Origin of the sequence: Saccharopolyspora pogona (assembly GCF_014697215.1) — a bacterium.
Classification (GTDB): Bacteria; Actinomycetota; Actinomycetes; order Mycobacteriales; family Pseudonocardiaceae; genus Saccharopolyspora; species Saccharopolyspora hattusasensis.
The window spans coordinates 6035377-6047960 of sequence record NZ_CP031142.1; the positions used below are offsets into that span (position 1 = coordinate 6035377).

At 65.9% G+C, this 12584-nt stretch carries 17 protein-coding genes and 1 tRNA gene; 11 read left to right on the forward strand and 7 right to left on the reverse strand.

The annotated features are described in order from the left end of the window. Positions 1-93 precede the first annotated feature (93 nt). Positions 94-166: transfer RNA gene (locus DL519_RS27945), tRNA-Thr, on the forward strand. A gap of 104 nt (positions 167-270) precedes the next feature. Here the strand turns inward: DL519_RS27945 and DL519_RS27950 are convergent. Further along, complete coding sequence (locus DL519_RS27950) at positions 271-1362, reverse strand: chitinase (protein ID WP_190819167.1); 1092 nt, start codon at positions 1360-1362, stop codon at positions 271-273. Positions 1363-1660: 298 nt separating this feature from the next. On the opposite strand from DL519_RS27950, the gene DL519_RS27955 reads away from it, so the two are divergent. The 9 genes from DL519_RS27955 to DL519_RS27990 all read left to right on the forward strand — a co-directional run bounded on the left by DL519_RS27955 (position 1661) and on the right by DL519_RS27990 (position 7910). After that, entirely contained in the window at positions 1661-2137 is a 477-nt protein-coding gene (locus DL519_RS27955; RefSeq protein ID WP_190819169.1) for a DUF2127 domain-containing protein, read from the forward strand. A 61-nt stretch (positions 2138-2198) separates the two neighbouring features. After that, positions 2199-2507, forward strand: a complete 309-nt coding sequence (locus DL519_RS27960; RefSeq protein WP_190819171.1) for a DUF3099 domain-containing protein — start codon at positions 2199-2201, stop codon at positions 2505-2507. Between the two features lie 492 nt (positions 2508-2999). Then, the gene (locus DL519_RS47350) at positions 3000-3170 is read left to right on the forward strand and encodes a hypothetical protein (protein ID WP_223839631.1); all 171 of its coding nucleotides are present in this window, start codon (positions 3000-3002) and stop codon (positions 3168-3170) included. Continuing rightward, the gene (locus DL519_RS47355) at positions 3167-3352 is read left to right on the forward strand and encodes a hypothetical protein (protein WP_223839632.1); all 186 of its coding nucleotides are present in this window, start codon (positions 3167-3169) and stop codon (positions 3350-3352) included. The genes DL519_RS47350 and DL519_RS47355 overlap by 4 nt, the downstream gene beginning before the upstream one ends. 358 nt (positions 3353-3710) lie before the next feature. After that, positions 3711-4277, forward strand: a complete 567-nt coding sequence (gene ectA / locus DL519_RS27970) for a diaminobutyrate acetyltransferase (RefSeq protein ID WP_223839633.1) — start codon at positions 3711-3713, stop codon at positions 4275-4277. Between the two features lie 89 nt (positions 4278-4366). Next, a complete protein-coding gene (gene ectB, locus DL519_RS27975; protein ID WP_190819173.1) occupies positions 4367-5614 on the forward strand; it encodes a diaminobutyrate--2-oxoglutarate transaminase in 1248 nt (415 codons plus the stop codon). Positions 5615-5720: 106 nt separating this feature from the next. After that, the gene (locus DL519_RS27980; RefSeq protein ID WP_190819175.1) at positions 5721-6131 is read left to right on the forward strand and encodes an ectoine synthase; all 411 of its coding nucleotides are present in this window, start codon (positions 5721-5723) and stop codon (positions 6129-6131) included. 207 nt (positions 6132-6338) lie between these two features. Continuing rightward, on the forward strand, positions 6339-7241 hold the full coding sequence (gene thpD / locus DL519_RS27985; protein ID WP_190819177.1) for an ectoine hydroxylase: 903 nt from the start codon (positions 6339-6341) through the stop codon (positions 7239-7241). A 510-nt stretch (positions 7242-7751) separates the two neighbouring features. Further along, positions 7752-7910 (forward strand): hypothetical protein, encoded by a 159-nt coding sequence (locus DL519_RS27990; RefSeq protein WP_190819179.1) that lies wholly within the window; start codon positions 7752-7754, stop codon positions 7908-7910. A gap of 268 nt (positions 7911-8178) precedes the next feature. Here DL519_RS27990 and DL519_RS27995 read toward each other — a convergent pair whose 3' ends face one another. Further along, positions 8179-9462 (reverse strand): alginate O-acetyltransferase AlgX-related protein, encoded by a 1284-nt coding sequence (locus tag DL519_RS27995; protein ID WP_190819181.1) that lies wholly within the window; start codon positions 9460-9462, stop codon positions 8179-8181. A 265-nt stretch (positions 9463-9727) separates the two neighbouring features. On the opposite strand from DL519_RS27995, the gene DL519_RS28000 reads away from it, so the two are divergent. Further along, complete coding sequence (locus DL519_RS28000; RefSeq protein WP_190819183.1) at positions 9728-10021, forward strand: hypothetical protein; 294 nt, start codon at positions 9728-9730, stop codon at positions 10019-10021. Between the two features lie 893 nt (positions 10022-10914). On the opposite strand, the gene DL519_RS49045 is transcribed toward DL519_RS28000, so the two are convergent. The 5 genes from DL519_RS49045 to DL519_RS28020 form a co-directional block, all read right to left on the reverse strand. Continuing rightward, on the reverse strand, positions 10915-11049 hold the full coding sequence (locus DL519_RS49045; protein ID WP_263399727.1) for a hypothetical protein: 135 nt from the start codon (positions 11047-11049) through the stop codon (positions 10915-10917). A gap of 129 nt (positions 11050-11178) precedes the next feature. Continuing rightward, on the reverse strand, positions 11179-11442 hold the full coding sequence (locus DL519_RS28005) for a hypothetical protein (RefSeq protein ID WP_190819185.1): 264 nt from the start codon (positions 11440-11442) through the stop codon (positions 11179-11181). Then, positions 11439-11702, reverse strand: a complete 264-nt coding sequence (locus DL519_RS47360) for a helix-turn-helix domain-containing protein (RefSeq protein WP_223839634.1) — start codon at positions 11700-11702, stop codon at positions 11439-11441. The genes DL519_RS28005 and DL519_RS47360 overlap by 4 nt, the downstream gene beginning before the upstream one ends. 209 nt (positions 11703-11911) lie before the next feature. Continuing rightward, complete coding sequence (locus DL519_RS28015; protein ID WP_190819188.1) at positions 11912-12259, reverse strand: RNA polymerase-binding protein RbpA; 348 nt, start codon at positions 12257-12259, stop codon at positions 11912-11914. A gap of 38 nt (positions 12260-12297) precedes the next feature. Continuing rightward, on the reverse strand, positions 12298-12543 hold the full coding sequence (locus DL519_RS28020) for a hypothetical protein (RefSeq protein WP_190819190.1): 246 nt from the start codon (positions 12541-12543) through the stop codon (positions 12298-12300). Between the last annotated feature and the right edge of the window lie 41 nt (positions 12544-12584).

Below are 12584 nucleotides of genomic sequence, written 5' to 3' on the forward strand. Positions count from 1 at the left end.
CGGTCGGCGGCCATCGTCCGGCAGCGTCGACGCGGCCGCTTTCCACCCCGGGCGGATCGCCGCTTACGATGTCCCCGCACGACGGAAGTGCATGCCGCTGTAGCTCAGTTGGTAGAGCGCCCGCCTTGTAAGCGGACGGTCAGGGGTTCGAGTCCCCTCAGCGGCTCCGACGGTACCTGACCAGCGTTTTTGACAAAGCCACCCGATCTGTCGAATGCAGCACACCGCCCCGCCCGGCAGCGGCCGAGCGGGGCGGTTCGGTTCGGGCGGTCAACGGCCCTGGAGCGCCTTCGCGTTGTCGCCGAAGGTCCAGGACTTGGAGCCGTCCCAGTTGATCGACCAGGTCATCAGGCCCTTCAGGCTGCCGTTGTAGTGGTTCCAGGCCTGGGCGACCAGGTTGGGCGACATGTGACCGCCACCCGCGCCCGGCTGGGCCGGCAACCCGGGAACCTGCTTGTCGTAGGGGACCCGGATCGTGGTGCCCTGGACGACCAGCCCCTCGTCCAGGCAATCCGTCTGCGCCGTGAATCCCTGCACCGTGCCGGCCTGGTACGAATCACCCGAACAGCCGTACATGCTTCCGTTGTAGTACTGCATGTTCAGCCACCAGAGCCGGCCGTTGTCCGCGTACTTCTTCACGATCGGCAGGTATGCGCCCCAGATCGATCCGTAGGTCACGCTGCCGCCGGTGACGTACGCGGTTTCCGGCGCCATCGTCAACCCGAATTCCGGGGGCATCTTGGCGAGCACGCCGTCGATGATGCGGATCAGGTTGCCCTGCGACGGCGAGAGCTCGTTGATGTTGCCGCTGCCGCTGAGGCCGGTCTCGATGTCGATGTCGATGCCGTCGAAGTTGTACTTCTGCAGGATCGGCACCACGGTCTCGACGAACCGGTCGGCGACGGCGCTGGAAGACAGGTCGATCCCAGCCGTCGCGCCGCCGATGGACATCAGGATCGTGAGCCCGTCCGCCTTGGCCTGGCACATCTCGGCCGGCGTGGCCACCTTCACCGCGCTGTCCATCCCGTCCTCCCACAGGACGGTGCCGTCCGAGCGGATGACCGGGAAAGCCGCGTTGATCACGTTGTAGCCGTGCTCGCGAATGGCCGGATCCGTGATCGGGGTCCAGCCGAACGGCGGGTGCACCCCGTTTACCGCGCCGTCCCAGTTTTCCCAGTACCCGTGGAGCACCTTGCCCGCCGGTTTCGATTTCACCGGACAGGTTTCCGCCGCCGGGGCCGGGTTCGAGGCGTTCGCCGCCCGCGGCGCCTCGTACCCCGCGGCGACCTGGGAGAACGACACAGCGGCGACGAACGACGCCACCAATCCGGTTCTCAGCAGGCGTTTCTTCCGACCAACCATTCCCGGCTCCCTCCGCGACGGGACCAATTTCGGAATTGGCCCGGATCCGATGAGGCTCGCTCGTCGTCCACCAAGAACTTTTATGACAAATTCCGCGACCGGAAACAAGATTTGAAGAAAAGTGGTATTTACCAATTTGCCCTGTCGTTCCCCGAGCCCTTCTCGATCATCGGCCGGGAAACCGCACGATCCGATTCGCGGACCTGCCGGTCGAGGAGCGGGCGGCCCGGATGCGGGCCGCAGGTGGCTGGCAACGCGCAAGATCGCTGGTCCGGGATTCAGCGCGCATCATGGCTTCATGGCCGCCGAAACCACGATGACGGACAAGCTGTTCCGCGTCGCCGTGCTGCTCAAGGGACTGGACGGCGCGGTGCAGCTGATCGGCGGGGTGCTGCTGATCTTCTTGCCCCCCGACATCGTCACCCGGTTCGCGCACGCCGTCGTCACGCGGGACCTGCTGGGCCCGCCGGCCGGAACCCTGGCCGGGCACTTCGAGGAAGCTGCGCAGCACTTCGCCAGCGGCGGCAGCACGTTCGTGATCGCCTACCTGATCGCCCACGGCGTGATCAAGATCGGCCTGGTGATCGGCCTGCTGCTCAAGATCATGCCGCTGTACCCGGTGGCACTGACCGCCCTGGGCCTGTTCGTGATCTTCGAGGTGCTGCGCGCGGTGCAGACGAGGTCGATCGCGCTGCCGTTCTTCGCGGCGCTGGATGTGGTGATCATCATCCTCGTGCTCCGGGAATACCTCGAATTGCGCCGCCGGCCCCAGTGACCCGAGCGGCGGATTGCGCCACGCTGGAGGTAGCGGGTTGTGGCCGACTCCGGAGGTGGCCATGCGGCGACGGCAGCACGACGAGCCGGTGCTGATCACCGATGCGGCACCGTCCTTTGACGAGGAGCAGCGGCACCGCAAGCGGGTCTACGCCGTTCTGATGGTGGTGCACCTGGTGGGCTTCACCGCCGCCGGGCTGCTGGCGCACATCTGGTGGCTCGCGCTCGGCATCGTGGCCGTCACCGGCGCCCTGCCGTGGGCCGCGGTCGTCCTGGCCAACGACCGCACGTCCCAGCGCGGTCAGCGCCGGATGCGACGTGGTGGCGGCCCCGCCATCGAGGACCGCCACCACGACCAGATCGATATTTGACGCCGCGAACCCCGCCCGGCGCACCGCTGCCCCGCGGCACCACCAGCAGCAGATCCCGGCAATTACGAACGCGCCCCCCGCGATGCTCAGCGGGCCGGCCGGCGAACCGGTGGTCGCCAGGCGGTGGTCGCCAGGCGGTGGTCGCCAGGCGGTGGACGTCGCCGCCGGAACCCGGATGTCAGGCGTCCGCCAGGGCGGTTGGTGCCGGGGTCCACCGCGCAGGGCTGCCCCCACGGCCCGCCAGGGGGTGCCGGGCAACGTCTTTGATCATGCTGCGCAGCGTATCTCCGCTTCATTTCCCGATCCGCGAAATACGGGAATTCACCACGCTTGTTCAACTTCGCCCACCGCCGAGGATCTCGATCAATTTCGATCATTTCGCCAGCAATTGGCGAGTGGTGCCCAAGCGATGGACAACTTCACTCGATCGAGCGAGCGAAGAGTCTGATTTCGGTTCGAACCGGCGGCATCCACCTCCACGACACCGCCGACATGACCATGGTCAACATCGACCACGCGGTGCAGACCGAGTACTCGGCGCTGGGCTCGCCCGGCGACGTCCAGCCCGGCCAGACCTACGTCTGGGGCGCGACCTGCACCGACCGCCCCGAGATCGAGTGCCAGTCGCAGATCCTCAAGGTCGCCGAAAGGTCGCCGACGTGAATGTGACCGACATCGCGCGCAGCGACTACCGTGGCGGTACCGCGGTGTGCGCCGGCCGCGACTACGGCCTCCCGGCCGACGGCGACTCCAGCGGCCCGATGTTCGCAGGGAACGTGCAGGTGGGCGCGGCCTCGACCAGCGACCGGCAGGCCACCACCGCCTACCCCAACGTCACCGAGTAGCGCGATTGGATCCAGTCCCTGGCGGGCGTGTAGCAGCGCACGGGAGGCGGTCTGCCCTGGCGCGTGCAAGCCTGGGGAAGCCGCCTCTTCTCATGTTCACCTGAATATCGGAGTTTGAATTTTCGAAAAAGGGGTACGGTTCACTTCGGGAATCTTTGGAAACGTCGTTTCCGCAGGTCAGGGAGCCGACAAATGATCAAATTCATAATCGCCAACAGCCTCCCTAGCATCAACTTCAAGCAAATTGCAACGTTTCTGTAGTGCTTCTCACGTGTAAAATTGCGTCTCGCCTGGTAGATCGATAGTTATCGCGCCGACAGCCTGGCGCGTTACGGATGTTCTGTTAAGTTGGCAAAGCATGACCGGCGATAAACCGAGCCATAACATCGACAACGGGAATAGCAGAAGCGGTTCAGCCGGACGGTTGGAGATCGACACTCCGGTCGTCTCGGACGGCCCTGAGCTCTACCGAATCACCCGCGATTCGGCAGTGCTGGATGTGAACTCGTCCTACGCATATTTGTTGTGGTGCCGGGACTTCGCGCAAACCTCCGCGGTGGCACGCATCGACGGTGCGGTCGTGGGATTCGTGACCGGGTATGTCCGGCCCGACGCCCCCGACACGCTCGTCGTGTGGCAGATCGCCGTCGATGCATCCCAGCGCGGTGGTGGCGTGGCAGGTCGGCTCTTGGGCCACCTGGTGGATCGCGTGCTGCCGCGCGGGGTTCGCTACCTGGAGACGACGATCACTGCGGACAACTCCGCGTCGATCAGGCTGTTCACCGCGCTGGCGCGCAAGCGCGCGGCGAACCTGGAGCGCAGCGAGCTGTTCACCGCCGGCCTTTTCCCGGATGCGCACCTGGGGGAGGACCTGTACCGCATCGGGCCGTTCGAGCCCGTCCCCGCCGCCGCGGCCGGATCCTGACCGCTGCCGCCGTCAGTACCGGCACGCAATCTTGTTCTTGAGGGTGCCGGGGCGCGCGAAGCGCGCGCTGCCCGGCCGAACGGAGGATCGTGAACGACATCTTCGCAACCCTGGAATCGGAAGTCCGCAGCTACAGCCGAACCTGGCCGACGGTCTTCGACCGCGCCGGCGGCAGCTACCTCTATGACGAAGACGGCACCGCCTACCTGGACTTCTTCGCCGGTGCCGGCGCGCTCAACTACGGGCACAACAACCCGTTGCTGAAACGAAAACTGATCGAGTACATCGAGCGCGACGGGGTGGCCCACAGCCTCGATCAGTCCACTGTGGCCAAACGCGCGTTCCTGGAAGCCTTCCGGGACAACGTGCTCAAGCCGCGCGGGTACAACTACAAGGTCCAGTTCCCCGGCCCGACGGGCACCAACTCGGTGGAGTCGGCGCTGAAGCTCGTCCGCAAGATCACCGGGCGGGAATCGATGATCAGCTTCACCAACGCCTTCCACGGCATGACGCTGGGCTCGCTGTCGGTCACCGGCAACTCGATGAAGCGCGGCGGCGCCGGCATTCCGCTGGTGCACGCCACCCCGATGCCCTACGACGACTACTTCGACGGCCAGGTCCCCGACTTCCTCTACTTCGAGAAGATGCTGGAGGACAGCGGCAGCGGCCTCAACGATCCCGCCGCGGTGATCGTCGAGACGCTGCAGGGCGAGGGCGGCATCAACTCGTCGCGGCCGGAGTGGCTGCGCGGGCTCTACGACCTGTGCCAGAAGCACGGCATGCTGATGATCGTCGACGACGTGCAGATGGGCTGCGGCCGCACCGGCCCGTTCTTCAGCTTCGAGGAAGCGGGCATCCAGCCCGACATCGTCTGCCTGTCCAAGTCCATCGGGGGCTACGGGCTGCCGATGGCGCTGACGCTGATCAAGCCGGAGCACGACGTCTGGGAACCGGGCGAGCACAACGGCACCTTCCGCGGCAACAACCCGGCGTTCATCACCGCCACGGAGGCCCTGAAGCAGTACTGGGCCGACGACGCGCTGGAGAAGTCCACCATCGCCAAGGGCGAGCGAGTCGGCGAGGTGCTCGAAGAGATCGCCGCCAAGCACGGCGATGCGGTGGCCAAGGGCCGCGGCCTGGCGCGCGGGCTCGGCTTCGAGGACACCAACGTCGCGGGCAAGGTCTCCAAGGCTGCGTTCGACCGCAAGCTGCTGCTGGAGACCTCAGGACCCAGCAGCGAGGTCCTGAAGATCATGCCGCCGTTGACCGTGTCGGATGACGAACTGGAGCAGGGGCTGCAGATCGTCCGGGAATCGGTGCAGGCTGTCCTGGCCTGACTCGGCAACCGAATCGCAGCGATCGGACCGTTCACCTCGCCAGACGGCGTGACCAGGCCGATCGCTGCACTGCGGCAGAGCAGAACGAAGATCCACTGGAGGAAACGTGATCGTCCGGCACCTCTCGGACATCGAGGAAACCGACGCCGACATCAAGACCGAGAACTGGCGCAGCAAGCGCATCGTGCTGGCCAAGGAGAAGGTCGGCTTCTCGGTGCACGAAACCACCCTCTACGCCGGCACGGTGAACGACTTCTGGTACGCCAACCACATCGAGGCGGTGTTCATCACCGAAGGCGAGGGTGAGATCGAGGACAAGGCGACCGGCGAGGTGCACCAGCTCAAGCCGGGTTCGCTGTACCTGCTGAACAACCACGACAAGCACCAGGTCCGGCCCCGCACGACCATGCGCACGGTGTGCGTGTTCAACCCGCCCGTGACCGGGCGCGAGGTGCACGACGAGAACGGCGTGTACCCGCTGGTCGTCGAGGACGACGAGACGCCGGTCGCAGGCTGATCCGGGCGACCGAGCTTGTTGACCGCGTGTGGCGGGTAACCGGAAACGGTTGCCTGCCACGCGCGTTGACCGGTCTTCCCCACGCGCGGACGTGGGGAATTGCGGGCGCATCCAGAATGCGCCGCTTCTAACCGAGGAACCGAGAAAAGGCGGCGGTGCCACCGGCACCAGCCGCTCCGGCGGGAATTCGCGAAGGAGGCGCAAACCATGACCGTCGCTGATCTGAGCACCCAGGACCGCTACCCGACCCGGGTGGACGCCGAGCCGGCAATGATCCGGCGCTCCGATCCCACAGTCTGGCCCGGCGTGACGGCCGGCCCGGCCACCGCGGAGGAGCTCGCGGGGCACGAGGCCAGAGGCTTCCACGTCGTAGAGGGCTTGTTGTCCCCGGCCGAGGTGCAGACCTACTGGCAGGAGCTGGAGCGGCTCACCCGGGATCCGGAGGTGCGGGCCGACGAACGCACCATCGTGGAGCGCAGCTCCGACGAGGTCCGCTCGATCTTCGAGGTGCACCGGATGAGCGAGCTGATCGCCGAGCTGGTGCGGGACCCGCGAGTCCTGGACCGGGCCCGTCAGATCCTCGGATCTGACGTGTACGTGCACCAGAGCCGGATCAACTACATGCCCGGATACCGGGGCACCGGCTTCTACTGGCACTCCGATTTCGAGACCTGGCACGCCGAGGACGGCATGCCGGCGATGCGCGCGGTGAGCATCTCGATCGCGCTGACCGACAACTACCCCTTCAACGGCGGCCTGATGATCATGCCCGGCTCGCACCGGACCTTCGTGTCCTGCGTGGGCGAGACGCCGGACGACAACTACAAGTCGTCGCTGAAGGAGCAGCAGGTCGGGGTGCCGACGGAGGACGACATCACCAAGCTCGCCTACGAGCACGGCATCGAGCAGTTCACCGGCCAAGCGGGGTCGGCGCTGTGGTTCGACTCGAACTGCATGCACGGATCGGGCAACAACATCACGCCGTTCCCGCGCTCGAACATCTTCGTGGTGTTCAACAGCGTGGAGAACGCCCTGGTGGACCCGTTCGCGGCGGGCCACCCGCGCCCGGGCTTCATCGCATCCCGCAACCCGGCACCGATCCTGCGCTGACGAACCCGGGGCGAGGGGCACCCGCGACCCAGTTACTTTGGTCGCGGGTGCCCCTCGCCCGTTCGCTTCGCGCCGTGACATGGGTTCGGTTGGCAATCCGCGACTCAGATCACAAATAGTTTCGTAGCTCTGCGTGATCAGTCGGTTTCGGAATCGTTCGATTACCCCAATTTGACTAATCCAGCCGAGAAACCATCGAAGTCCAGCGGGTTTACTCGACGGTAAGTAATTGCCTGCGGAATATTCCAGCCAGAAAAGAGTATCCGACACACCCATAGGTGGGATGGCGACGGTTACGCGCCGTGGCCTATGGTGTCCGTTATCAAAATTCCCGGCCTCGTCGGGAAGTTTCCAACCTGGGGTTCAGAAGGGAGGCCTGCGGTACCACCTGGCATGGGTCCTGTCGCAGCGCTTCAACAGGACTCGTCCTGTTGTTGTCAGGCCCGGCACCAGTCGGGCCGCGTTCGGCGTACGCCGAACGTTGGGATCAACAACGAAAGGAACATGCAGGTGAACCGCAAGAAGGCCCGGAAGGCACGTCAGGCTCGTCGTCGGCGGGGCGCAGCAAAGCGCCCGGCCCGGCCGCGTCGGACGACCCGGGCGCTCCTGCTGCTGATGCTGCGGGTCTCGTTGTGGTGGCTCGTCCCCTGGTTCGACGACCACAGCTGATCCCCTTCGGGGGCGGGTTGAAGTGCCAGCTTCGGCCCGCCCCATCCCAGCCGACGCACCGCCAGGGCGCATCGTGCACGTGCAGCTACGGACAGTTGATCCGCAATCGCAATGCGCGGTCAGACTATCGGATTCCGGTCTCGCACGACACGGCGATCGGCAAAAATAGTACGTGTGTCCGGCTACAAAAACTGCCGAGTTGCGCTGAAGCTGACCGGACGTTCCGCATTGCGAATTTCGATGGAAGCTCGCCGAAATCCCGGAAGGATCAGCGCACGGGGTGGGCGGCGAGGACTGCGCCGACCTGGTCGGCTACCGCCGGGTCGAGCATCGGGTAGCGGCCGCCGGCGACGAAACGTTCGGACAGTTCGAACGTGACCACCTCGCCTTCGGCGAGCAGTTGGCCCGCCGCCACCGGGTCAACCGCGACGTTGTCCGGGTGCGTGATGGTGATGTTCGCGAACGTCGCCGCCAGGTACGGGCTGGCGAACTGGGTGAACGAGTCGCCGACCATCCGCACCGGCTGGGCGATCATGCCCGGCTTCGGCTGCGACTCCAGGTGCAGCGGCTGGCGGAAGTCGCTGGGCTTGAACTGCGTGTTGTCCTCGGCTCCGCCGTCGGGCGCCAGCGAGTACGCCTGGATCGGCACGGTCCGGTCCTGCCCGAGCAGGTCCGGGATGTCGGCGCTGTGCGGGTACTGGCGGGACGGCAGGACCTTCCAGCTGCTCGTCACGCCCGGCTGCAGGCGCTCGGCGAGCTGGTACGTCATGGTAATGGCGCCCTCGTGGGTCCAGTGCGTGTCGATGTCGTGGTAGATCGGCCGCTGGTTGCGCGCCGCGACCTCGCGCAGCTGGGCGCGCAGGTCGACCGCGCCGGTCGCGGCCGGCACGCGGCGCCAGAACTCCTCGCGGGCCTTCGTCGAGCAGTCCTTCCCGGCGTAGTCGTCCGGCATGTTCTCCGGGTACTCGGTGGACTTGTCAGGGGCGATGACCAGCTGGAACTTCCGGCCCGACGCCTCCACCACGGACCGCCAGCGGCGCAGTCCGGCGATCACCTGGTCCGTGGTCCGCTTCGGCACACACCGGTAGGACACGTCGTGGCCGAGGTACAGCCAGCCGTTCTTGCCCTCGATGACGTCGGGGAACACGTTCTCGTCGATCGGCGGCTTCTCATCCACCTGCCCGGCGCCGACCGGCGAGGTGTGCGAGCCGCCGGCCAGCCGGGCGGGCTCGCCGAACACTCCGCGGCTGAACGCGTCGACCGACTGCACCGCGCCCTTGCGGAACGGCAGGTTCTCGGTGGCCCAGGCGTTCAGCCCGGTGAAGAACCCCCAACCGTCGGTGATGCTGGGGAAAGCGGCCAGCGGGCGGTTCTCCAGCTGCTCGGCGCGCGCCCCGAAGACCCAGGTCACCACCGGCGCGGTGAAGAACAGCACGGCGCAAAGGAGCGCGGCCAGCTGGCGCCTGCCGTGCCGGGGCCGGTGCAGCGGATGCTCCCGCGGCAACCACGCCTCGTGGACCGGGGGAAGATCGGAGTGCTCCTGCCGCGACACGGAACCCACGTTAACCGGGCACGCAGCGCGACCGACCCAGAACTCGCGGATCTCCTGCACAGCGGCGCGCGAGCGGGTCCGGCGGTAGCGTCCGCGTGTAGTCGTCGTAGTCCCCCATGCACAGCGGCGCGGGGCGCCAACCGACGACGTCCGACCGGCGGGTATGTGATCGGGTGCCGAGATGACCCTTTTGCGGGTCCCTCAATAGCGTGTTACTCCTGACCTGCAACAACTCGTAGCAGCGGTCTGGGGAAGGCGTACGGCAATGCATGAACATCCTTATGCGGCAACGCTTTCCGCGATCAAGTCACTACACGTCCAGTGGTCCGAAGAAGCAGAACTGACGTCCGATGCAGCGCATGCCGCTGTGCTATACCGTCGCCTGCTCGAACTTGCCGACACCGTAGCCCGGCTGTTCGTCTACGAACAGTTCCACCTCGAACAAGCGCGCAACACGATCCCGCCGCAACAACTTGTTTTGATCACTGGAACGGAACCAGGAGCAGGCAGCCCCGTACGTGACGAAACGGGTTCGGTGCCAGCCGGAGTGGCAAGGTGATCACTTCGGCGACCTGCCCAGCACCGTTCTTCGACGGCTCGCCCAGGTGCAGTGGAGTCAGGTCGCCGCGGTCCAGATCTCCATCACGGCGGCTCCTGCGGGGTCGCCCTTACATGCCGACGCGTGGCGGTGACTGAGCGTATCCGTCTTGGGCTCGCTTCGTCCGCTACCGCGCCATATGAACGGCCAGCGAGTGCCCGGTGGGGTGGTCCACGAGTTGCCCGCAGATCTGCGCAAGGCGCTGATCGCCAACACCACGGCATTCGATGCCTGGAAGGACGAGACGAAGCCAGGAACCAGAACCACGAAGAACAACAGCATCCAAGACACCCCAGTCAGTCGGCCCTGCTGGTTAATTCGGCGCGGTGTTGGGGCTGTTTGGGAAGGTGCGGGCGTGAAGCGAACGGACCGTTCGTGTCGTCTACCGAAGCGAACAGGCCGTTCACCGCACACCAACAGCCCCGGGCTCACATCGGATGAACGGAGCGAACGGACCGTTCGTGTCGTCTACCGAAGCGAACAGGCCGTTCACCGCACACCGGTTGGCGAGGCAGAACCGGACCACTCCCGCAGTGACACCAGCCCCAGCCCCTCGCGGAATTAGCCAGCAGGGTCTCAGTCCTTTCCAAAACAACGCGGACACCACGGCAGGCGCCCGATCACAGATGGATGCGGCGGCGTATACGCAGCACCGCAATCAGCAAGCCCCAGCCGAATCCGCTTCGGCCCAAACGACAACCGCCCAACATCGACCGGCGAGACCCGATGCAGCCGGGCAGTGAACAAGCCCGGCCATACCTCGCCCGGCTCGGTCACAACAGGGCATTGCCAGGTACCCAGAGATCCGAAACCGGCAACCGCGCCGGCCTCGGACTGGAACAGCGAAGAACTACTCAGCCATCGTCATCGGCTTCGTCCTGGTCGTGCTCGACCTTGCTTCCGATTCCAGTGGCTACGGGGTCGACTTCAACGGACGTCGGAATCGGCGGCCCGGTCACCTCGGGCTGATCGTCACGCGGGTCGGGCATGCGGTGGCTCCTTTCGAGCATGGACGGAATTGGGTGGCCGGTCGGCGCCCTGGGAGGGAGAAGCCCGCACCGACCGGCCGAGCTCGATGCCAACGATCGGGGACATCGACATCGAGCAGTCTTGGAAACTCAGGCACCACGGCGGCGCGGACCGATCCGCGAGCGCAACCACGACCGCGCTTGCGCAGCGACGTCCGACTCATCAACCCAGCTGCGTCCAATATGGATGGTGTCGATGAGGTGATCGTCGTCATGCGAGCTGCCGATATCGCCGCGATGCACGGTGAAATAACCGGCACCGCGACCCCAGCGGAACGTGTAGACCTCGGTCGGCGAGACCCGTTCGACACGCCACGCCATCGGCAGGAACCGCTTCGGCCCGGTCGTACTCATAGCGCAGTGCGAGACAGGATCGGCGCGGAGTGCTCGTCAAACTGCGGCGCGGCCTCTTCGGCGGCTTTGCCGGCTACGCCGCGAGGTCGGAACTGGACACCGGCCTCGGCGAGCATGCGGTGCACGATCCCGTAAGACCGCCCGGACTCCTTGCAGAGTTGCCGAATACTCGCGCCTTTCTCGTACTTACTTTTGAGGACGCGCGCGAGCCTTTCACGCGCAGCAGGCTTGAGCCGGGTGCCAGATTTGATCTTCCGCATAGCAAGACTTCCTCCTGATCGCTCAGAACATGAACGCGGTAGCGTCGAAAGGCGGAGCACTCACATCCGGCAACGCCAGCAAAACCCGTGATCGTCGTCGTAGTCGTCGAGGACGTAACGACGGTTCCCGCTCGACGACAACGGATTCGGCGGATGCAACGAATCATGTTCGGCCCAAGTCGGCAGTCGTGGACCGTGCAGCGGGCTCGTCATGACCCATCCCGTGCCGCTGCGAGCTCGCCGAGCCGCTCGTCGACGAGCTCCTGCAACTCCCTGGGACTGCGGCGCTCCAGCACGTGCTCCAGGTGCGTTTTCGACGGCTGCCCCTGCGGCGCCCTTCCAAAACTCCAGCGACCGCGGGCGTGCATGTCGGCAACAGTGGCGGCCAAGTCGACACGCAGCGCATACAGCCCGTGCTGCCGGCATTCCCAGGTCTCCGGCACCGCACTATCGACGGCGTAAGTCACCGTGAAAGCCTCACCGCGGGGACAGCGGTACGCCTCCACGAGTCGCTCAGCCGGTTCGTAATCCCCGGGACGCTGATAACTCGGCCGCATACGAGGAACCGCACGCCCAAGAAGTCGAGTCGACACAGCTACACCGCCCCCACGATCGCCGCGATCCTGGCCGCAACGTCCTCGCGCAACGCATGCCGCCCCGTGCTCTCGACTTCGCTGCGCTCGCGCTCGACCCGGCTGAGGAGATGGGCGACCGTCAACGCGCCCTCCCCGGCACCCGTGTGCTGGCCCGCAGGCTCGGCGGCGTACATCCGCCAGGCAACAAGCACGAGCAACGCGAGAGCGGGCACCATGCCCGCGAGGAACAGCAGTAAATGAGACACCCCAGTTCAATCCCTTCCGAAACAATGCGGACACCTCGGCA

Coding starts and splice junctions, on each gene's coding strand:
- DL519_RS49045 (WP_263399727.1), bottom strand. CDS start 11,049: ATGCCCGACCCGCGTGACGATCAGCCCGAGGTGACCGGGCCGCCGATT.
- DL519_RS28005 (WP_190819185.1), bottom strand. CDS start 11,442: ATGAGTACGACCGGGCCGAAGCGGTTCCTGCCGATGGCGTGGCGTGTC.
- DL519_RS28000 (WP_190819183.1), top strand. CDS start 9,728: ATGCATGAACATCCTTATGCGGCAACGCTTTCCGCGATCAAGTCACTA.
- DL519_RS27955 (WP_190819169.1), top strand. CDS start 1,661: ATGGCCGCCGAAACCACGATGACGGACAAGCTGTTCCGCGTCGCCGTG.
- ectA (WP_223839633.1), top strand. CDS start 3,711: ATGACCGGCGATAAACCGAGCCATAACATCGACAACGGGAATAGCAGA.
- DL519_RS47350 (WP_223839631.1), top strand. CDS start 3,000: ATGACCATGGTCAACATCGACCACGCGGTGCAGACCGAGTACTCGGCG.
- DL519_RS28015 (WP_190819188.1), bottom strand. CDS start 12,259: ATGCGGCCGAGTTATCAGCGTCCCGGGGATTACGAACCGGCTGAGCGA.
- DL519_RS27950 (WP_190819167.1), bottom strand. CDS start 1,362: ATGGTTGGTCGGAAGAAACGCCTGCTGAGAACCGGATTGGTGGCGTCG.
- thpD (WP_190819177.1), top strand. CDS start 6,339: ATGACCGTCGCTGATCTGAGCACCCAGGACCGCTACCCGACCCGGGTG.
- DL519_RS27960 (WP_190819171.1), top strand. CDS start 2,199: ATGCGGCGACGGCAGCACGACGAGCCGGTGCTGATCACCGATGCGGCA.
- DL519_RS47360 (WP_223839634.1), bottom strand. CDS start 11,702: ATGCGGAAGATCAAATCTGGCACCCGGCTCAAGCCTGCTGCGCGTGAA.